This is a genomic window from Paraburkholderia sediminicola (assembly GCF_046026675.1).
Lineage (GTDB): Bacteria > Pseudomonadota > Gammaproteobacteria > Burkholderiales > Burkholderiaceae > Paraburkholderia > Paraburkholderia sediminicola_F.
Genome location: NZ_JAQQEY010000001.1, coordinates 338,947 through 356,340 on the forward strand (window position 1 = coordinate 338,947; position 17,394 = coordinate 356,340).

The following is a 17,394-nucleotide window of genomic DNA, read 5'->3' on the forward strand; positions in this document are numbered from 1 at the left end:
AGAATCAAGCGCAGCGACTTTGGCCCGCCTTCATGGCGGGCTTTTTTCTTGCTGCGTCTCTTGTGAACAGCAGTTTTTCCTGCCTATCATGGCGATAGCGAGAATGCATTCGCATCCGCTTGCGAATGGAGAAAGCGTCCCCAAATGGACAAAGCATTTGCTCTACAATCTTTTTTCTCCAGTCTGCGAGTGATCAATGGTTCCGCACCTAGTTACGGCGTTAAACGGCCCGCTGCTCGACCTCGAGCGGAAGATCCTCGACGCTACCCCCGCCATCGAACGCTGGTTCCGGCTCGAATGGCAGGAGCACACGCCGCCGTTCTACTGTTCAGTCGACCTGCGTAACGCGGGCTTCAAGCTCGCGCCGGTCGACACCAATCTGTTTCCCGGCGCATTCAACAATCTGCCGCAGGAAGTGCTGCCGCTCGCCGTGCAGGCCGCGATGGCGTCGATTGAAAAGATCTGCCCGGACGCGAAGAATCTGCTGGTGATCCCCGAGCGCCATACGCGCAACGCGTTTTATCTGGAGAATGTCGCCCGTCTGGCCGCGATCATGCGCCAGGCCGGCTTGAACGTGCGTTTCGGCACGCTCGACGAAAGCATCGTCGGGCCGGTCACGATCGCACTGTCCGACGGCCAGAAGCTGGTGCTCGAACCGCTCGAGCGTTCGCAGCGGCGCCTCGGCCTGAAGAACTTCGACCCGTGCTCGATTCTGCTGAACAATGACCTGTCGGGCGGCATTCCGCCCGTGCTGGAAAATCTGCACGAGCAGTATCTGCTGCCGCCGCTGCATGCCGGCTGGGCCGTTCGCCGCAAATCGACGCACTTCTCCTGTTATGACGACGTCGCGAAGAAGTTTGCGAAGATGGTCGAGATCGATCCGTGGATGATCAATCCGTACTTCGCGCATGTCGAAGGCGTCGATTTCCAGGAGCGCACCGGTGAGGAAGCGCTGGCGGATGCGATTGACGGCGTCCTGAAGAAGATCGCCAGGAAGTATCGCGAGTACGGTATTTCCGAGAAACCGTATGTCGTCATCAAGTCGGATGCGGGCACTTATGGCATGGGTGTGATGACCGTGCACGACGCGTCGGAAGTGGCGGCGCTCACCAAGCGCGAACGCGCCAAGATGGCCACCACCAAAGACGGCCTCGAAGTGCATGACGTGATCGTGCAGGAAGGCGTGTACACCTTCGAGCGGATCGGCGAAGAAGTTGCCGAGCCGGTCGTGTACATGATCGACCGCTACGTGGTGGGCGGTTTCTACCGCGTGCACGGCAGCCGCGAGCGCGATCAGAATCTGAACGCGCCCGGCATGCACTTCGTGCCGCTCGGCTTCGAGCATACGGCCCTGCCGGATGCGCACGCCAAGCCCGGCGCGGCGGTGCCGAACCGCTTCTATATGTACGGCGTGGTGGCGCGGCTCGGGTTGCTGGCCGCATCGGTCGAACTGGAAAAGACCGATCCGGAAGCGATTCAGGTTTAAGCCTCGCGAGGTGGTCGATGGCGGCATGCGTGCCGCCATCGTCATTTTCAGCGACTAATATTGACGATCAATGCCAAGCCCTAAGGGCGTACCGGAATCCCCATGGACATTCTTTTCATTGCCGATCCGCTCACGCAGTTCAAGATCTACAAAGATTCCACCTACGCGATGATGGCGGAAGCCGCCCGCCGCGGTCACACGCTCTACACGTGCGAGCCGAAGCATCTGGCGTGGACCGGCGGCGACGTCGAGGCGAACGTGCAGCGTTTTGCGATTACCGGCGACGTGACCGACCTGCATCGCGACACGTGGTACGCCGCTGAAGCGGCCACGCCGAAATCGCTGAAGAGTTTCAGCGCGGTCGTGATGCGCAAAGACCCGCCGTTCGACATGGAATACGTGACGTCGACGTGGCTGCTGGAAATGGCCGAACGCGGCGGTGCGCGCATTTTCAACAAACCGCAGGCGATTCGCGATCATTCGGAAAAGCTGGCCATCGGCGAGTTCGCGGAGTTCGTCGCGCCGACTTTGGTGACGCGCGACGCCGCCCGTTTGCGCGCCTTCCATGAAGAACACGGTGACGTGATCCTGAAGCCACTCGACGGCATGGGCGGCATGGGCGTGTTCCGCGTGAAGGCCGACGGCATGAATCTCGGCTCGATCATCGAGATGCTGAGCCACGACGGCGCGCGTTCGGTGATGGCGCAAAAGTTCATCCCCGAGATCAAGGAAGGCGACAAGCGCATTCTCCTGATCGGCGGCGAAGCGGTGCCGTTTTCGCTCGCGCGGATTCCTCAGGGCAATGAAGTGCGCGGCAACCTCGCAGCGGGTGGACTGGGGGTAGCGCGCCCGCTCACCGAGCATGACCGCAAGATCGCAGACACGCTTGCGCCGGTACTCGCCGCGCGAGGTCTGTTGCTGGTCGGGCTGGATGCGATCGGCGACTGGCTCACCGAGGTGAACGTGACGAGCCCGACGTGTTTCCGCGAGATCATGGATCAGACCGGCTTCGACGTCGCCGCGATGTTCATCGACGCATTGGAGCGCGCGGCCGCTTGAGGCGCAACCCTTGAATGGCCGCCAAGGCCCCCAAACTGTGTAGTAAATCCGCATCAAGCGAAACACCGGCTTTGGCGAGAAAATGAGCCTGATACAATGCCCGCTCTTCCGCGCCAAGCCGAGTGGAAGGTGTCTGTCAGACGCCACTGGCATGGATTGCGGACTGTGAACGAGCTATTTCTCGCCTGTGCCGTAGCCATTCAGGCACCGCGGGCCGCTCGTCGGGTGATGCGTTCCGGCCCTCACGACCCACGGCCAGTCGAGGGCGCTTACGAATCGGGCTTCGTCCCGGTCCACGGTTCGGGGCCGTTCTTTTGCAGTAAGGCTGACATGGCAGGCATTCTGATCATTGCGCACGCTCCGTTCGCCACCGCGTTGCGCGATTGTATTTCGCACATCTACGGTGGCTTGCCGGCTCGCATCGGCGTGATCGATGTATCGCCGGATTGCGATCCCGCACAGCAGGTCGCGTTCGCGCATTCGGAAATCGAGCGGCTCAAGGAAGAAAACGGCGCACTCGTGCTCACCGATATGTTCGGCGCCACGCCGGCGAACATCGCCGGCCGGCTCGCCTCGGTGCCGAACGTCCGTGTGCTGTGCGGTGTCAATCTGCCGATGCTGGTGCGCGCGGTCTGTTATCGCGCGACGCCGCTCGACACGCTGGTCGACAAAGCGCTCGCCGGGGCCACCAAGGGCGTGCACGCAATCGGGCCCGCCACGCCGGCGCCGGTTGCCCCGCCTGCGGAGTCCGGAGACTGTTTGCCCGCTTTGCCGCCTGAGGCCGCCGCCGCTGATTGTTTGCCCGCGTTGCCGGCCGAGGCTGACCTGACTCAGAAAGCCGGCTCGACCGGGTTGTAAGCGGATCTCACGGCTTTAAACGATTGCGATTGGGCCGCGCCCGATCGCAGCTGGTTTGCAGTTTCACCTTTCACTACAACACTTACCCGCGCTTCGGACCATCACATGCTGCAACAGGAAACGACTATTGTGAACAAGCTGGGGCTGCACGCGCGCGCGTCGGCCAAGTTGACGCAACTCGCGGGCAACTACCAGGCGGAAATCTGGATGAGCCGCAATGGCCGCCGTATCAATGCCAAGAGCATCATGGGTGTGATGATGCTGGCCGCGGGTATAGGCAGCACAGTGCTGATCGAAACGGAAGGCACCGACGAAAAAGAAGCCATGGACGCATTGTTGAAACTGATTGCCGATAAATTCGGCGAAGGTCAGTGAATTCACGCGTTACCGTTACCTGACGCAAAATGCCGCGGTTGTCCGCGGCATTTTTTTTAGCGCGAGACAATCGCAGCATGAGAGGCGCTGCCCGCGGCGCGCAGGGGTTCGCGTTGCCGGAGCGCAAGCTCGACGAAGGCGCATTGTTGTGGTCGGTTACGGTATTTCGTGCTGCGCTGCACACAGCCTTAACGTATCTACAACGGGCGCGGAATTTATAATGGCGAAGAGTGTCTGAGAGCATTGCAGCGGTTTGCCGCGGCATCACACAACTAGAGGAGGTGCGCGTGTCCTTCACGCTGCATGGAATTCCCGTGTCACGCGGTATCGCCATCGGGCGGGCTTATCTGATCGCCCCGGCTGCACTTGACGTAGACCACTATCTGATCGAACCCGCCCAGATCGAGGGCGAGATCGAGCGCTTTCGCACGGCCCAGCAACATGTGCATTACGAGCTCGACACGTTGCGTGCCGATCTCGCGGCAGACGCGCCGAGCGAAATGGGCGCGTTCATCAACGTTCATTCAATGATCCTGAACGATGCAATGCTCGTGCAGGAAACCATCGACCTGATCCGTACGCGCCGTTACAACGTGGAGTGGGCGCTGACCGAACAGCTCGAGCGCCTATCGCGCCATTTCGACGATATCGAAGACGAATACCTGCGCGAGCGCAAAGCCGACATCGAACAGGTGGTGGAGCGCGTGCTGAAGGCGCTTGCCGGTGCATCGGTGGCGCTGGTGGACAGTGTTCACGGTACCTGCGACGAGATGATCGTGGTCGCGCACGACATCGCGCCGGCTGACATGATGCAGTTCAAAACGCAAACGTTTCAGGGGTTTGTCACCGATCTCGGCGGACGGACTTCGCATACGGCGATCGTCGCGCGCAGTCTCGGCATTCCGGCTGCGGTCGGTGTGCAGCATGCGAGCCAGTTGATCCGGCAGGACGACCTGATCATTGTCGACGGTGATCACGGCATCGTGATCGTCGATCCCGCACCGATCGTGCTGGAAGAATACTCGTACCGTCAGAGCGAAAAAGCGTTGGAGCAGCGCAAGCTGCAACGGCTGAAGTTTTCGCCCACGCAAACACTTTGTGGCACGCGCATCGAACTGTGCGCGAACATCGAGTTGCCGGAGGATGCGCGCGCGGCCGTCGATTCGGGCGCAACCGGGGTGGGCCTGTTCCGCACCGAGTTCCTGTTCATGAATCACAAGCACCAGTTGCCGGAAGAGGAGGAGCAGTTTGCGGCCTATCGTCGCGCGGTCGAGTTGATGAACGGCTTGCCGGTGACGATCCGTACGATCGACGTCGGGGCCGACAAGCCGCTCGATTCGATGAGTGGTGGCGACGGCTACGAAACCGCACCGAACCCCGCCTTGGGGCTCAGAGCGATTCGCTGGAGCCTCTCGGAACCGCAGATGTTCCTGACGCAACTGCGCGCGATTCTCCGTGCGTCGGCGTTCGGCAAGGTGAAAATTCTGATTCCGATGCTCGCGCATGCGCAGGAGATCGATCAGACGCTCGATCTGATTCGCGAGGCCAAGCGGCAGCTGGACGATGCCGGTATCGCCTACGATCTGAACGTGCAGGTCGGCGCGATGATCGAGATTCCGGCCGCTGCGATTGCGTTGCCGCTGTTTCTCAAGCGGCTGGACTTCCTGTCGATCGGCACGAACGATCTGATCCAGTACACGCTGGCGATCGATCGCGCGGATAACGCGGTCGCGCATCTGTACGACCCGCTGCATCCGGCGGTACTGCATCTGATCGCCTTCACGCTGCGCGAGGCGAAGCGGGCGGGGGTGCCGGTGTCGGTCTGCGGCGAGATGGCGGGCGACCCGGCGTTGACGCGTCTGTTGCTCGGCATGGGCCTCACCGAGTTCTCGATGCACCCGAGCCAGTTGCTGGTGGTCAAGCAGGAAGTTCTGCGCTCGCATCTGAAGACGCTCGAGAAGCCGGTGGCCGACGTGCTGGCTTCGTTCGAACCGGAAGAAGTGCAGGCGGCGCTCAAGCGCGTGGTGCTGGCTTGAAACTGAAAATCCGGATTGGTGGTGGGTTCAAATAAAAAACGCCGCACATGTGTGCGGCGTTTTTTATTTGGCGTCTTGATTGCGTGGGCTCAGACCTGATGCTGTTGCCCACATACCGGGCAATCCGGCTGACGCGCAATGCGCATCGTGTTCCATTCCATACGCAGCGAATCGAGCATCGTAAGGCGGCCCACCAGCGGCGTGCCGATTTCGCCGATCACTTTCAGCGCTTCAGCCGCTTGCATCGAACCGATGATGCCGACCGTGGGCGCGAATACGCCCATCGTCGAGCACGCGACTTCCTCGAACGGTTGATCCTCAGGGAACACGCACGCATAGCAGGGCGACGCCGTGTCGCGGAAATCGAAGGTGCTGATCTGGCCGTCAAAGCGCAACGCCGCACCGGACACTAGCGGCACACCATGTTTCACGCAGGCGCGGTTGATCGCGTGGCGCGTCGAGAAGTTATCCGTGCAATCGAGCACGACCGTGGCGTGCGGCACCTCCCGATCGAGCCATCCATCGTCGACGCGTTCGGCTACCGCGTTCACCACCACCTCAGGATTGATCTGGGCGATCGCGTCGCGCCCGGACTCCACCTTCTTGCGTCCGACCGACGCCGTCACATGCAAAATCTGCCGCTGCAAATTGGTCAGGTCGACCGTATCCGCATCGACCAGCGTCAGACGGCCGACACCTGCGGCCGCCAGATACATCGCTACCGGCGAACCCAGGCCGCCCGCGCCGACGATGATCGCGTGCGCGTCGATAAAGCGCTGCTGCGCCTCGATGCCGATTTCATCGACGAGGATGTGGCGGGAATAGCGGAGGAGTTGATCGTCATTCATGGCGGGGCGCGTGGAGTGTCGCGCAATGAGATGCAGGACCGGTGGCCTGCCATGCGCGGTTTCGTTATTTTAATCGCGCGGGGGAGCGGGTGTTCTTGCTGGTGCCGGGTATTGCAACTGTACTGCTCCGTGTCCTCGCAGCATGTTCCGCTGCGAAGACACGTTGGGTTTGCTGCTTAGTTGCTTTGCGTAGCAGGCGCCGAGGCCGGAGCCGTCGTGCCCGGTACGGGTTGCGTCGGCTTCACCGCGACCGGCGCGGACGCCGATGTTGCCGGCTTGTTCTGCGCCAGACGCCGCTCGGTCAGCGACTTCGATTCCTGCACCGGCTTGCCTTCCAGCTTGTTCAGCGCCTGCGTCAGCATGAAGTCGTCGGTCGAACCGAACTCGACCGGCTTGCGCTCACGATCCTTCTGACGCTGTTCCGGCGTCTTCTTGTCGTTCTGCTCTTCAAGCTGGCGCAGTTGGTCCATGCGCTCCTGTTCGCGCTGGTCCGCTTCCTTCTTCTCGTTCGGATCCTGCGTGTTCGCAAGGTGGTTCGAATAGTCGACTTCGCGGGTAACCAGAGCGTCGTCCGGATCGCCTTCCGCGTACTGATCGACCGCGATGTCAGGACGGATGCCCTTATTCTGGATCGAACGGCCGCTCGGCGTGTAGTAGTACGCCGTGGTCAGGCGCAGTGCCGTGTCGGCCGTCATCGGACGGACGGTTTGCACCGAGCCCTTGCCGAAGGTGGTCTTGCCGACGATCAGCGCACGATGCTGATCCTGCAGCGCGCCCGCGACGATTTCCGAAGCCGACGCCGAGTAGGCGTTGGTCAGCACGATCATCGGCACAGTCTTGAAGATCGGCGCTTCGTCCTTCAGCGGATCGCTGTCGAACGATTGCAGGCGGTAGTTATCGTATGTGTCGCGATAGACCTGCTTCGAATCCGGGATCTGACCGTTGGTCGACACCACCACCGAATTCGACGGCAGGAACGCGCCCGCAACGCCGACCGCGCTTTGCAGCAGACCGCCGCCGTTGTTGCGCAGGTCGAGCACGAGACCCTTCAGGTTCGGCTGTTGACGGGCGATGTCTTGCAGCTTGGCGGCCAGATCAGGCGTGGTGCGTTCTTGGAAGCTGGTGATGCGGACATACGCGTAGCCCGGCGCCAGGATCTTCATCTTGACCGACTGGACCTTGATGATCGCGCGCGTCACCGTGAGCGGGAACGTACGGTCGTCGGTCTTGCGGAAGATGGTCAGCGTGACCTTGGTGCCCGGATCGCCGCGCATCTGCTTGACGGCCTGGTCGAGCGTCATGCCGCGCACCGGCTTGTCATTAATGCGGGTGATCAGGTCGCCCGGACGGATGCCGGCGCGGAACGCGGGCGTGTCTTCAATCGGCGAGATCACCTTGATCAGGCCGTCTTCCGACGAAATTTCGATGCCGAGGCCCGCGAAGCGACCCTTGGTCTGCTCCTGCAGTTCTTCGTAATCGGTCTTGTCGAGATACGACGAGTGCGGGTCGAGGCTCGACACCATGCCCTTGATCGCGGCGGTGAGGAGCTTTTTATCGTCTACCGGTTCGACGTACTCATGCTTGATTTGCCCGAAGACTTCGGCAAAGAGCCGGAGCTGGTCCAGCGGCAACGGTGCGACGGCGCTCGAGGCGGCGCTGGCGGGTTGCTGGGCCGAGGCGGAGAGTTGCAGGGTGGCAAATGCGCCGGTAGCAAGGCCCGCGGCAATCAGGCCGATATTTTTCAGGTTCTTTCGCATAGAGTCTGTTGCGGTCGGGAGCGCGTGGCAGCGTCGATAGAGATGGGGACGGACAAGTATAACTGCACACCCGCCCAGTCAGGGCGCAGCGCAGGCAATCGTGATTCGACAGCGCCGGCGGGCCCTGGTTCGTGAGCCGGCGCTCGCGCCGCCGAAGTAATGTGCGGTAACGGCAAGATGGCAGTGCGATGGCGCAATTGACAGCCGGCGCGCCGCGTATGCCGGTAGGTCTTGCCGATGGGACGGCCCGTTTGCCGGGCCCCCGCTGAAAATTTCCACTACAGGCGGGGGCCGCGGCGGCCGGTGGTCCCGGTTTAGCCCGCCTTGCCTTGCTTGGCCACAGCGGCCTGCGCCTTCGCAATCGCGTCCTGGTCGCCGAGATAGTAGTGCTTGATCGGCTTCAGGTTTTCGTCGAGTTCATAGACGAGCGGCACGCCGTTCGGGATATTCAGGCCGACGATGTCGTCGTCCGAAATGTTGTCGAGGTACTTCACCATGGCGCGGATCGAGTTGCCGTGCGCGGCGATCACGACCTTGCGGCCCGACTTGATGGCCGGCGCAATCGACTCGTTCCACAACGGCAAAACGCGTGCGACGGTGTCTTTCAGGCACTCGGTGAGCGGCAATTGCTCGCGCGGCACCTTGGCGTAGCGCGGATCGTTGTAGGGCGCGCGTTCGTCCGCCGGATCGAGCGCCGGCGGCGGCGTGTCGTAGCTGCGGCGCCAGACCAGCACCTGTTCGTCGCCGAATTTGGCGGCGGTTTCCGCCTTGTTCAGACCCGACAGCGCGCCGTAGTGGCGCTCGTTCAGGCGCCACGAATGCACCACCGGCAGGTACATCAGATCCATCTGGTCCTGCACGTGCCACAGGGTGCGGATCGCGCGCTTGAGCACCGACGTGTAGGCGATATCGAACGTGTAGCCCGATTCCTTCAGCAGCACGCCCGCTTGCTGCGCTTCACGATTGCCCTGCTCGGTGAGGTCGACGTCGACCCAGCCCGTGAAGCGGTTTTCCTTGTTCCACGTCGATTCGCCGTGGCGGATGAGAACGAGTTTGTACATGAGATTGCCGGTCGGTAGTAAGGAAGCGGTAAAGCGCTGCGAGGGTCCTCTAGAGGAGCGCCGCCATCGCGTCAGACGGTTATTTTATAATGGGTGGATTGCCCTTTTCGATTTCTCTCTTTTTCGGCGGATTTTCCGTGAAGTTTTTCACTGATTACACAAACCTTGTACTGATCGCAATCGTCCTCATCTCGGGTGGGTTGCTGCTGTGGCCGACGATCAGCCGGCGTGGCCGCGGGGGCCTGTCGGCCGCTGAAGCCACCCAACTGATCAACCGGCGCAATGCGGCGGTCATCGATCTGCGTCCATCCGCCGACTTTGCCAAGGGCCATCTGCCCGCGGCACGGCACCTTGAATTTGCAGAGCTGCAGGCGAAAGTCGCGCAACTCGTGAAGAACAAGAGCAACCCGGTGCTGCTGGTATGCCAGACCGGCCAGCAGTCGAACAAGGCAGCGCGTATCGTGCAGGATGCGGGATACGCCGAAGTCCATGTTCTCGAAGGCGGTGTCGACGCCTGGCAGAAAGCCGGTATGCCGGTTGTGAAACAAGGAGCAGCCAAGTGAACAAAGTCATCATGTACAGCACCCAGGTGTGCCCGTATTGCCAGATGGCCGAACGTCTTTTAAAGTCGCGCGGCGTCGAGCACGTTGAAAAGGTACTGATCGACAAAGACCCGGCCCGTCGTGAAGAAATGATGACCCGGACTGGTCGCCGTACAGTGCCGCAGGTGTTCATCGGCGAGACGCATGTCGGCGGGTACGATGATCTGTCCGCGCTCGATCGCGCGGGCGGTTTGATGCCTCTGCTCGAACCTGCCTGAACGAAGCTGCCTGACTCATGCGCCGGCCGGCGCGTGAGTGGGGCAGGTGAAATACAAGTCGGTGCATGCTGGCCCTTCAAGGACAACTTCGAGGGTTGGCGATGCGCCGCAATGATCTGGCGGCCCGTGGAGTCATGGGCCGCCGCCACGCATACCTATCAGGGAATCACTCAATCATGTCCGACGAGAATAACCAGCCGTTCTTCAACATCCAGCGCATCTACCTGAAGGACATGTCGCTCGAGCAGCCGAATTCGCCGGGCATCTTCCTCGAGCAGGAAATGCCGTCGGTCGAAGTCGAAGTCGACGTGAAGGCCGAGCGCCTCGCCGACACCGTGTTCGAAATCCTCGTGACGGGCACGGTCACGGCCAAGGTGTCGGACAAGGTTGCGTTCCTGATCGAAGCCAAGCAAGCCGGCATTTTCGACATCCGCAACATTCCGGCTGAACAGATCGATCCGCTGGTCGGCATTGCCTGCCCGACGATCCTGTTCCCGTACCTGCGGTCGAACATCGCCGACGCGATCACCCGCGCAGGTTTCCCGCCGATCCACCTCGCCGAGATCAACTTCCAGGCGCTGTACGAGCAACGGCTCGCGCAAATGGGCGGCCAGGAAGGCGCGGCGCAAAACGGCGTCACGCATTAACGCGTCCGTTCGGTGCCGGCTATGAAGGTTGCTGTCCTCGGCGCCGGTGCATGGGGCACAGCCCTCGCCGGCCATCTGGCCGCACGGCACGACACGGTGCTGTGGGCGCGTGAATCCGCGCTCATCGCCGATCTCTCCGCTTCGCACGAAAACGCCCGCTATCTGGCGGGCGTTGCGTTGCCGGCGTCCCTTCGCTATGAAGCTGATCTGAACGCGGCGCTCGACCACGCGCTCGCCGACGACGCGTTATGCGTCGTGGCGACGCCGGTCGCCGGTCTGCGGGGTCTGTTCCGGGCGATGCACGACGCGGGCAAAGTGCCGGCGCATGTGGTGTGGTTGTGCAAAGGTTTCGAAGCGGACTCGCAGTTGTTGCCGCATCAGGTGGTCGCGGCTGAATTGCCGGGGCATGGCAGTAACGGCGTGCTGTCGGGTCCGAGTTTCGCTCGTGAAGTCGGGCAGGGCTTGCCGGTCGCGTTGACGATCGCCAGCACTTCACAGACATGCCGGGAGCGTACGGTTGCCGCGTTCCATCATGGCGCCATGCGCATCTATACCGGCGACGATATCGTCGGCGTGGAAGTGGGTGGCGCGGTGAAGAACGTGCTGGCGATTGCCACGGGTATTGCCGATGGCCTTGGCCTCGGTTTGAATGCGCGCGCTGCGCTGATTACGCGTGGCCTCGCTGAAATGTCGCGCCTCGGCGTGACGCTTGGCGGACGGGCCGAGACGTTCACCGGTTTGACCGGGCTGGGCGATCTGATCCTGACCGCCACGGGCGATCTGTCGCGCAATCGCACGGTCGGCGTGCAGCTCGCCGCGGGCCGTACGCTCGACGATATCCTCGGCGGCCTCGGTCACGTGGCCGAAGGCGTGCGTTGTGCGCAAGCCGTGTTGGCGATCGCTCGCGCTCATGCGATCGAAATGCCGATCACGCAGGCGGTCTGTGCTGTGCTGTTCGACGGCGTAGCGCCCCGCGACGCCGTCAGCGCCTTGCTGCGGCGCGATTCGAAAGCAGAATAAGTCTTGCCTTTCAGCCGTTTAGCGCGAAAAGCGCTGAACGGCTGCCCACCATCGCTGTCCACGTTTTATCGACGCTTCGGACCAGCGAGGTTCTCATGCTCCGTTTTAACAATTGCACGCTAGAAGCGCGTGTGGTCGACATCACGACACTCGTCGTGGATGCGATCGTCAATGCGGCGAATACTTCGTTGCTAGGCGGGGGCGGTGTGGACGGCGCGATTCACCGCGCGGCCGGCAAGGAATTGCTGCGTGAGTGCGAGACGCTCGGCGGCTGCGCGACCGGCGATGCGAAAATCACCCGAGGCTATCAGTTACGGGCCAAACACGTGATTCATGCTGTCGGCCCAGTCTGGCAGGGTGGTGCGCGCGGCGAGGCGGACCTGCTTGCCTCCTGCTATCAACGCTCGCTCGAAGTCGCGCATCAAGCGCATTGCACGAGCATTGCATTCCCCGCGATTAGTTGCGGCGTCTACCATTTTCCTGCCAACGAAGCCGTGCAGATCGCTGTGGGCGCCGTGCTTGAAACTTTGCCACGCACCCCGAAAATCGAGCACGTGGTGTTCGCCTGTTTCGACGACGCTATGCTCGCGCGCTACGAAGCCGAATTGGAACGCCGTCAGGCGCCGCCGTCGAAGCCGGTCTGACGCCACGCTTCGAAGACGACCACGGCGACCGTATTCGACAGATTCAAGCTGCGGTTGCCCGGTCGCATCGGCAGGCGCACGCGTTGTTCATTGGCGAATTGATCGACCACTGCGTCAGGCAGGCCGCGCGTTTCGGCGCCGAACACGAACCAGTCGCCGGATTGAAAGGCATGCTCGTGAAACCGGCCCGAGCCACGGGTGGTGAAGGCGAACATCCGCGCCGGATCGGGCGCTTCCTTGGTGACGAACGCTGCCCAATCGGCATGCACGTTCATCTGCGCATACTCGTGATAGTCGAGACCGGCGCGGCGCAACTTGGCGTCGTCGAGCGGAAAGCCGAGCGGCTCGATCAGATGCAGCCGCGCGCCGGTGTTGGCGCACAGGCGGATGACATTGCCGGTGTTCGGCGGGATTTCGGGTTCGACGAGAACGACATTGAACATGATGGCTTCAGGTAGAGACTAGTTTTTCGGCGTACGCAGCGCGACGAAGTTGGTGACGCGCCGCGCGCCGGCAGCTTTGAGCGTACGCGCCAGCGCTTCGAGTGTCGCGCCGGTCGTCATGACATCGTCGACGATACCGACATGCAGACCTCGCACTGGTTTGGCGACTTTGAATGCCCGACCCACGTTCAAGCGGCGCGCGTCCAGGTCGAGCCGCGATTGTGGCGCGGTGTGGATCACACGATGCAGCAAGGTGGCGTCGCTGCGTACATTCAGCGCGCGGGCCAAGGGCCTCGCAATCTGCCAGGCCTGGTTGTAGCCGCGCTCGGTAAGACGTTTGTTGGCCAGCGGCACGGGCGCGAGCACATCGGGTTTATCAGCCGCGTCCACCCATGAATCCCCTGCGAGGCGCGCAAGGCGTTGCGCAAACTCGCGCGCCAGCATCAGCCGGGCGCGGAATTTCAGCCCGAGCGCCAGGGCGTCGAGCGGCTGGCGGTAATCGGCGAGAGCGAAGGTCGCCTCGAAAGGCGGCGGCTCGCCGATGCAATCCGCACAGCGATATTGCGCGTGGCCCGCCCGGCGCGTTCCGGACAAAGGGACCGCGCATACCGTGCAACGCAACCTTGCTTCGTTCCAATACGCCTCGTCACAACCGGCACACAGCGTCTTATGCGACAAATTGCCGCACAACGCGCAGAGGTTTGGCAAGGCGGCGTGCATCACATGCGGCCACGCCGAATATAAGCCGCGCGTGAAGCGTGCAAAAAGTGTGGTCGAGTCGCCAGGAGACGAGGATTTTTTTCGGAATGGCATGATTGGACCGCCCGCAAAGGCCTTTCACGCTGAAGGGGAGGAAGCGAGCGAGTATACTTCGTGCTCTACGCCAGTACGACACCCATGCCCCCAACTACGTCTCAATCTGGCCGTCCGGCCTATGATTCCCGGCGCCTCAGGCAGATTTTCGACCGCCGTGCTGCGACCTTCGACCAAGTCGCGTTCCTGCCGCGCGAAATCGCGCAGCGCATGCGCGAGCGCCTCGACTACATCAAGGTTACGCCGTCGAGCGTGCTCGACGCCGGTTGCGGTGCGGGCGAAGACATCCCCGCATTGCGCGAACGCTTCCCCGAGGCGCCAGTGTTCGGCACCGACCTTGCGCACGGAATGCTCAGCCGCGCGCTGCATCACGATTCCGGCGACACAAGCTGGCGGCGCTTTCTGCCGGCCACACTTGGCAAGGCGCTCGGCGCCCGCGGTCCGCGTTTTGCGCAGGCCGACTTCTCGGTGCTGCCGTTCGCGGCCGGCGCCTTCGAATTCATCTGGTCCAATCTTGCTCTCCACTGGCACTCGCGGCCCGACCTCGTGTTTCCTGAGTGGCAACGCGTGCTGAAGGTGAGCGGCCTGCTGATGTTCAGCACGCTCGGCCCCGATTCGCTGAAGGAATTGCGCGGCGCCTACGCCGAGGTCGAGGCCGCGCATGGCGTCCCCTCGCGCAAGCATGTGATCGACTTTGTCGACATGCATGACCTTGGGGATATGCTGGTCGAGAGCGGTTTCGAGATTCCTGTGATGGATCAGGAAACACTCACTATTACGTATAAGTCGCCCGAGTCGCTGCTCGCAGACGTGCGCCGCTGGGGCGCGTATCCGTTCGAGCGCGAGGCCACTTCGAATGCCGTCGCGCGTAGGCTGCACAAGGCTTTGCTGGCGGCGCTCGAAGCCCGCCGGCGCGCCGACGGCACGATCGCGCTCACCTTCGAAGTGATCTACGGCCACGCCTGGAAAGCCGTGCCGCGCACCACGGCCGAAGGGCATGGGATCGTGCGGATCGAGGATATCGGACGAGGCTCGTCGCGGAATCGATGAGGAATCAACGAAGCGGTAAAGAGGACATCTGTTATGTCTGAAATTACCGCTTCAAAAGACGCGCGAAAGCTGCGTCAAAACGGCGCGGAGGCTTGTCGCACCGGGCTTGTGAGCCGATTGAGGCTTGCTTGTGGATGCCATGGATCGCGCCTATAATGCGTCAGTTTGTCGCCCGGAGTTCCCACATTTGGGGCGGCAGGCCCGAGGCATAGGGCTGCAACATGAAGTGACGCGGCAGTAATTAAAGTGGCTGGATTCTGCGGTCGCAAGCAATGGCCGCAGGCGGTGATTGGAGACGGTCGGCGGGAGGCAGCGATGGAAGCATCAGATCTGCTGGCGGATTCAGAACCAGTTCTCAAAGACTGGACGATGAAGCGCAACTGTTCGATATCACCGCGGCAGTTTGTGTGTTTCTACGTGTCGCTTGCGTTGTTCTCGTTGGCAATTGCTTTCATGCTGGTTCTGGTCGGCGCCTGGCTGGTGTTGCCGTTCACCGGTATTGAATTGCTGGCGGTGGGCATCGCGTTTGCCATATATGCGCGTCATGCTGTCGATTACGAGCGCGTCCGGCTGTTTCAGAACCGGCTTGTGATCGAGCAGGTCAGCGCCGAGCGGCTCACGCAGTTCGAATTCAATCCGCGCTGGGTGCGGATCGAACCGGGCGCAACGCCGCGTGACCAGATCAAACTGGTCTCGCGCGGACAGACGATCATGATCGGGCAACATCTCGCGCAGTATCGGCGCGCGCAGTTCGCAGGCGAATTGCGTATGTGGCTCACACACTGTTAGATGTGTTGAGACGCGCGGCGTTCACGGGGAGCGCGAGACAGCCTGCCAGCGGGGTCGAGGGTTTGAATGGAAATTTTGGGTAAGGAAGCTATGAAAACAATCAAGCGAGCCCTCATGGGCGTGCTGGCGATGAGCGGACTGCTTTTCGCCGGGGCGGCCCTGGCAGTGGGCGATGTTCCGGGCGGCCCTGCCGTCAACGAGATCAATCTCCAGCCGCCGGCGACCAAAATCGCTGAGGAGCTCTACAGCCTCCACACGTTCATGCTGATCCTGTGCACGGTGATCTTCGTCGGCGTGTTCGCAGTGATGTTCTATTCGATGTTTGCGCACCGCAAATCGAAAGGCCATAAGGCTTCCCATTTCCACGAAAGCACTACCGTCGAAATCATCTGGACGATCGTGCCGTTCGTCATCGTCGTGCTGATGGCGCTCCCCGCCACCAAGACCGTCGTCGCGATGAAGGACACCACGAACGCCGACGTCACCATTAAGGTCACGGGCTACCAGTGGAAGTGGGGCTACGACTACGTAAAGGGTCCGGGTGAGGGCATCAGCTTCCTGTCCACGCTGGCCACGCCGCGTGCGCAAACCGATGGCCGCGAGCCGATTTCCACCACGTACCTGCAGGAAGTCGACAATCCGCTCGTCGTCCCGGTCGACAAGAAAATCCGCATCATCACCACCGCGAACGACGTGGTCCACTCCTGGTACGTGCCGGCTTTCGGCGTGAAGCAGGATGCGATTCCGGGCTTTGTGCGCGACACGTGGTTCAAGGCTGACAAGACCGGCACCTTCCGCGGCTTCTGTACGGAACTGTGCGGCAAGGAACACGCTTTCATGCCGGTGGTGGTCGAAGTGCTGTCGGCAGACGACTACGCGAAGTGGGTCGATACGCAAAAGAAGAAAATGGCCGCCGGCCAGGACGATCCGAACAAGACCTACACCATGGCTGAGCTGATGGAGCGCGGCGGTAAGGTGTACGCAGCGAACTGCGCGGTCTGCCATCAGCCGACCGGCAAGGGCGCAGGCGCATTCCCGGCGCTGGACGGCAGCAAGATCGCCAACGGCCCGATCGCCGAGCACGTGAGCCTGGTGCTGAAGGGCAAGAACGCGATGCCTTCGTGGGCGCCGACGCTGAACGACGTCGAAATCGCTTCGGTCATCACGTACGAACGTAATTCGTGGGGCAACCACACCGGCGATATTCTCCAGCCGAAGCAGATTCTGGACGCACGTAACGGCAAGCTGCCGGAAGGCGGCAATCATCTGGCCGACGCAGGCGCGGCTGCTAGCGGCGCGGATGCCGCAGCCTCGGGCGCAGCGTCTGCCTCCGGCGCAGAAGCCGCTCCGGCTGCCTCGGACACCTCGGCAGCTCTCCCGGCAAACGTCTACTTCGACACCGGCAAGAGCACGCTGCCGGCCGATGCGAAAGCGGCGGTCGACGCGGCCGCGGCCTACGCGAAAGCACACCCGGACGCCAAGTTCACGCTGTCGGGCTTCACCGACGCCACCGGCTCTGCCGAAGTCAACGCGAAGCTCGCGAAGACCCGTGCCGAAGCCGTGCGCGACGCGCTGAAAGCAGCCGGCATTGCCGAAGACCACATTATTTTGAAGAAGCCGGAAACGATCACGGGCGGCGGCGACGCGAAAGAAGCCCGGCGTGTCCAGATCAGCCCGGCTGCCTGACG

At 62.1% G+C, this 17,394-nt stretch carries 18 protein-coding genes; 13 read left to right on the forward strand and 5 right to left on the reverse strand.

Annotation, left to right across the window (positions count from 1 at the left end):
• The first annotated feature begins 196 nt into the window (after positions 1-196).
• The 5 genes from gshA (at position 197) to ptsP (ending at position 5,814) form a co-directional block, all read left to right on the forward strand.
• Positions 197-1,486 carry a glutamate--cysteine ligase gene (gene gshA / locus PQQ86_RS01465; RefSeq protein ID WP_408264355.1) on the forward strand — a complete coding sequence of 430 codons (1,290 nt, stop codon included), beginning with the start codon at positions 197-199 and terminating at the stop codon, positions 1,484-1,486.
• Positions 1,487-1,588: 102 nt separating this feature from the next.
• Positions 1,589-2,545, forward strand: a complete 957-nt coding sequence (gene gshB, locus PQQ86_RS01470) for a glutathione synthase (protein ID WP_408264357.1) — start codon at positions 1,589-1,591, stop codon at positions 2,543-2,545.
• 330 nt (positions 2,546-2,875) lie between these two features.
• On the forward strand, positions 2,876-3,403 hold the full coding sequence (locus tag PQQ86_RS01475; protein WP_408264359.1) for a PTS sugar transporter subunit IIA: 528 nt from the start codon (positions 2,876-2,878) through the stop codon (positions 3,401-3,403).
• A gap of 105 nt (positions 3,404-3,508) precedes the next feature.
• Positions 3,509-3,778 carry an HPr family phosphocarrier protein gene (locus PQQ86_RS01480; RefSeq protein WP_054035732.1) on the forward strand — a complete coding sequence of 90 codons (270 nt, stop codon included), beginning with the start codon at positions 3,509-3,511 and terminating at the stop codon, positions 3,776-3,778.
• A 287-nt stretch (positions 3,779-4,065) separates the two neighbouring features.
• Positions 4,066-5,814: a phosphoenolpyruvate--protein phosphotransferase gene (gene ptsP, locus PQQ86_RS01485; RefSeq protein ID WP_408264360.1), complete on the forward strand. Its 1,749-nt coding sequence runs from the start codon at positions 4,066-4,068 to the stop codon at positions 5,812-5,814.
• 89 nt (positions 5,815-5,903) lie between these two features.
• Here the strand turns inward: ptsP and PQQ86_RS01490 are convergent, their stop codons facing one another.
• The 3 genes from PQQ86_RS01490 to gpmA all read right to left on the reverse strand — a co-directional run bounded on the left by PQQ86_RS01490 (position 5,904) and on the right by gpmA (position 9,480).
• Positions 5,904-6,662 carry a HesA/MoeB/ThiF family protein gene (locus PQQ86_RS01490; RefSeq protein WP_408264362.1) on the reverse strand — a complete coding sequence of 253 codons (759 nt, stop codon included), beginning with the start codon at positions 6,660-6,662 and terminating at the stop codon, positions 5,904-5,906.
• A 176-nt stretch (positions 6,663-6,838) separates the two neighbouring features.
• The gene (locus PQQ86_RS01495; RefSeq protein WP_097391194.1) at positions 6,839-8,419 is read right to left on the reverse strand and encodes a S41 family peptidase; all 1,581 of its coding nucleotides are present in this window, start codon (positions 8,417-8,419) and stop codon (positions 6,839-6,841) included.
• 314 nt (positions 8,420-8,733) lie between these two features.
• Positions 8,734-9,480 carry a 2,3-diphosphoglycerate-dependent phosphoglycerate mutase gene (gene gpmA, locus PQQ86_RS01500; RefSeq protein ID WP_408264365.1) on the reverse strand — a complete coding sequence of 249 codons (747 nt, stop codon included), beginning with the start codon at positions 9,478-9,480 and terminating at the stop codon, positions 8,734-8,736.
• Between the two features lie 137 nt (positions 9,481-9,617).
• Here gpmA and PQQ86_RS01505 point away from each other — a divergent pair, with 137 nt between their 5' ends.
• The 5 genes from PQQ86_RS01505 to PQQ86_RS01525 all read left to right on the forward strand — a co-directional run bounded on the left by PQQ86_RS01505 (position 9,618) and on the right by PQQ86_RS01525 (position 12,611).
• Positions 9,618-10,043, forward strand: a complete 426-nt coding sequence (locus tag PQQ86_RS01505) for a rhodanese-like domain-containing protein (protein WP_054035864.1) — start codon at positions 9,618-9,620, stop codon at positions 10,041-10,043.
• A complete protein-coding gene (gene grxC, locus PQQ86_RS01510; protein ID WP_054035740.1) occupies positions 10,040-10,300 on the forward strand; it encodes a glutaredoxin 3 in 261 nt (86 codons plus the stop codon). The genes PQQ86_RS01505 and grxC overlap by 4 nt, the downstream gene beginning before the upstream one ends.
• A 176-nt stretch (positions 10,301-10,476) precedes the next feature.
• The gene (gene secB / locus PQQ86_RS01515; protein WP_054035743.1) at positions 10,477-10,947 is read left to right on the forward strand and encodes a protein-export chaperone SecB; all 471 of its coding nucleotides are present in this window, start codon (positions 10,477-10,479) and stop codon (positions 10,945-10,947) included.
• Positions 10,948-10,968: 21 nt separating this feature from the next.
• On the forward strand, positions 10,969-11,967 hold the full coding sequence (locus PQQ86_RS01520; protein WP_408264368.1) for an NAD(P)H-dependent glycerol-3-phosphate dehydrogenase: 999 nt from the start codon (positions 10,969-10,971) through the stop codon (positions 11,965-11,967).
• Positions 11,968-12,062: 95 nt separating this feature from the next.
• On the forward strand, positions 12,063-12,611 hold the full coding sequence (locus PQQ86_RS01525) for an O-acetyl-ADP-ribose deacetylase (RefSeq protein WP_408264370.1): 549 nt from the start codon (positions 12,063-12,065) through the stop codon (positions 12,609-12,611).
• On the opposite strand, the gene trmL is transcribed toward PQQ86_RS01525, so the two are convergent.
• Complete coding sequence (gene trmL, locus PQQ86_RS01530; RefSeq protein WP_408264372.1) at positions 12,584-13,054, reverse strand: tRNA (uridine(34)/cytosine(34)/5-carboxymethylaminomethyluridine(34)-2'-O)-methyltransferase TrmL; 471 nt, start codon at positions 13,052-13,054, stop codon at positions 12,584-12,586. The genes PQQ86_RS01525 and trmL overlap by 28 nt on opposite strands.
• Positions 13,055-13,072: 18 nt before the next feature.
• Entirely contained in the window at positions 13,073-13,867 is a 795-nt protein-coding gene (locus PQQ86_RS01535) for a phosphoribosyltransferase family protein (protein WP_408264374.1), read from the reverse strand.
• Positions 13,868-13,951: 84 nt separating this feature from the next.
• Here PQQ86_RS01535 and PQQ86_RS01540 point away from each other — a divergent pair, with 84 nt between their 5' ends.
• From PQQ86_RS01540 to coxB, 3 genes are all read left to right on the forward strand, one after another.
• A complete protein-coding gene (locus tag PQQ86_RS01540; RefSeq protein ID WP_408264376.1) occupies positions 13,952-14,917 on the forward strand; it encodes a methyltransferase domain-containing protein in 966 nt (321 codons plus the stop codon).
• A gap of 315 nt (positions 14,918-15,232) precedes the next feature.
• Positions 15,233-15,706 (forward strand): DUF2244 domain-containing protein, encoded by a 474-nt coding sequence (locus tag PQQ86_RS01545; RefSeq protein WP_408264378.1) that lies wholly within the window; start codon positions 15,233-15,235, stop codon positions 15,704-15,706.
• Positions 15,707-15,772: 66 nt separating this feature from the next.
• Positions 15,773-17,392 carry a cytochrome c oxidase subunit II gene (gene coxB, locus PQQ86_RS01550; RefSeq protein WP_408264379.1) on the forward strand — a complete coding sequence of 540 codons (1,620 nt, stop codon included), beginning with the start codon at positions 15,773-15,775 and terminating at the stop codon, positions 17,390-17,392.
• The last annotated feature ends 2 nt before the right edge of the window (positions 17,393-17,394 follow it).

Coding starts and splice junctions, on each gene's coding strand:
- PQQ86_RS01535 (WP_408264374.1), bottom strand. CDS start 13,867: ATGCCATTCCGAAAAAAATCCTCGTCTCCTGGCGACTCGACCACACTT.
- gshA (WP_408264355.1), top strand. CDS start 197: ATGGTTCCGCACCTAGTTACGGCGTTAAACGGCCCGCTGCTCGACCTC.
- secB (WP_054035743.1), top strand. CDS start 10,477: ATGTCCGACGAGAATAACCAGCCGTTCTTCAACATCCAGCGCATCTAC.
- gshB (WP_408264357.1), top strand. CDS start 1,589: ATGGACATTCTTTTCATTGCCGATCCGCTCACGCAGTTCAAGATCTAC.
- PQQ86_RS01525 (WP_408264370.1), top strand. CDS start 12,063: ATGCTCCGTTTTAACAATTGCACGCTAGAAGCGCGTGTGGTCGACATC.
- PQQ86_RS01490 (WP_408264362.1), bottom strand. CDS start 6,662: ATGAATGACGATCAACTCCTCCGCTATTCCCGCCACATCCTCGTCGAT.
- PQQ86_RS01545 (WP_408264378.1), top strand. CDS start 15,233: ATGGAAGCATCAGATCTGCTGGCGGATTCAGAACCAGTTCTCAAAGAC.
- PQQ86_RS01475 (WP_408264359.1), top strand. CDS start 2,876: ATGGCAGGCATTCTGATCATTGCGCACGCTCCGTTCGCCACCGCGTTG.
- PQQ86_RS01495 (WP_097391194.1), bottom strand. CDS start 8,419: ATGCGAAAGAACCTGAAAAATATCGGCCTGATTGCCGCGGGCCTTGCT.
- PQQ86_RS01540 (WP_408264376.1), top strand. CDS start 13,952: ATGCCCCCAACTACGTCTCAATCTGGCCGTCCGGCCTATGATTCCCGG.
- trmL (WP_408264372.1), bottom strand. CDS start 13,054: ATGTTCAATGTCGTTCTCGTCGAACCCGAAATCCCGCCGAACACCGGC.
- gpmA (WP_408264365.1), bottom strand. CDS start 9,480: ATGTACAAACTCGTTCTCATCCGCCACGGCGAATCGACGTGGAACAAG.
- PQQ86_RS01520 (WP_408264368.1), top strand. CDS start 10,969: ATGAAGGTTGCTGTCCTCGGCGCCGGTGCATGGGGCACAGCCCTCGCC.
- coxB (WP_408264379.1), top strand. CDS start 15,773: ATGGAAATTTTGGGTAAGGAAGCTATGAAAACAATCAAGCGAGCCCTC.
- PQQ86_RS01480 (WP_054035732.1), top strand. CDS start 3,509: ATGCTGCAACAGGAAACGACTATTGTGAACAAGCTGGGGCTGCACGCG.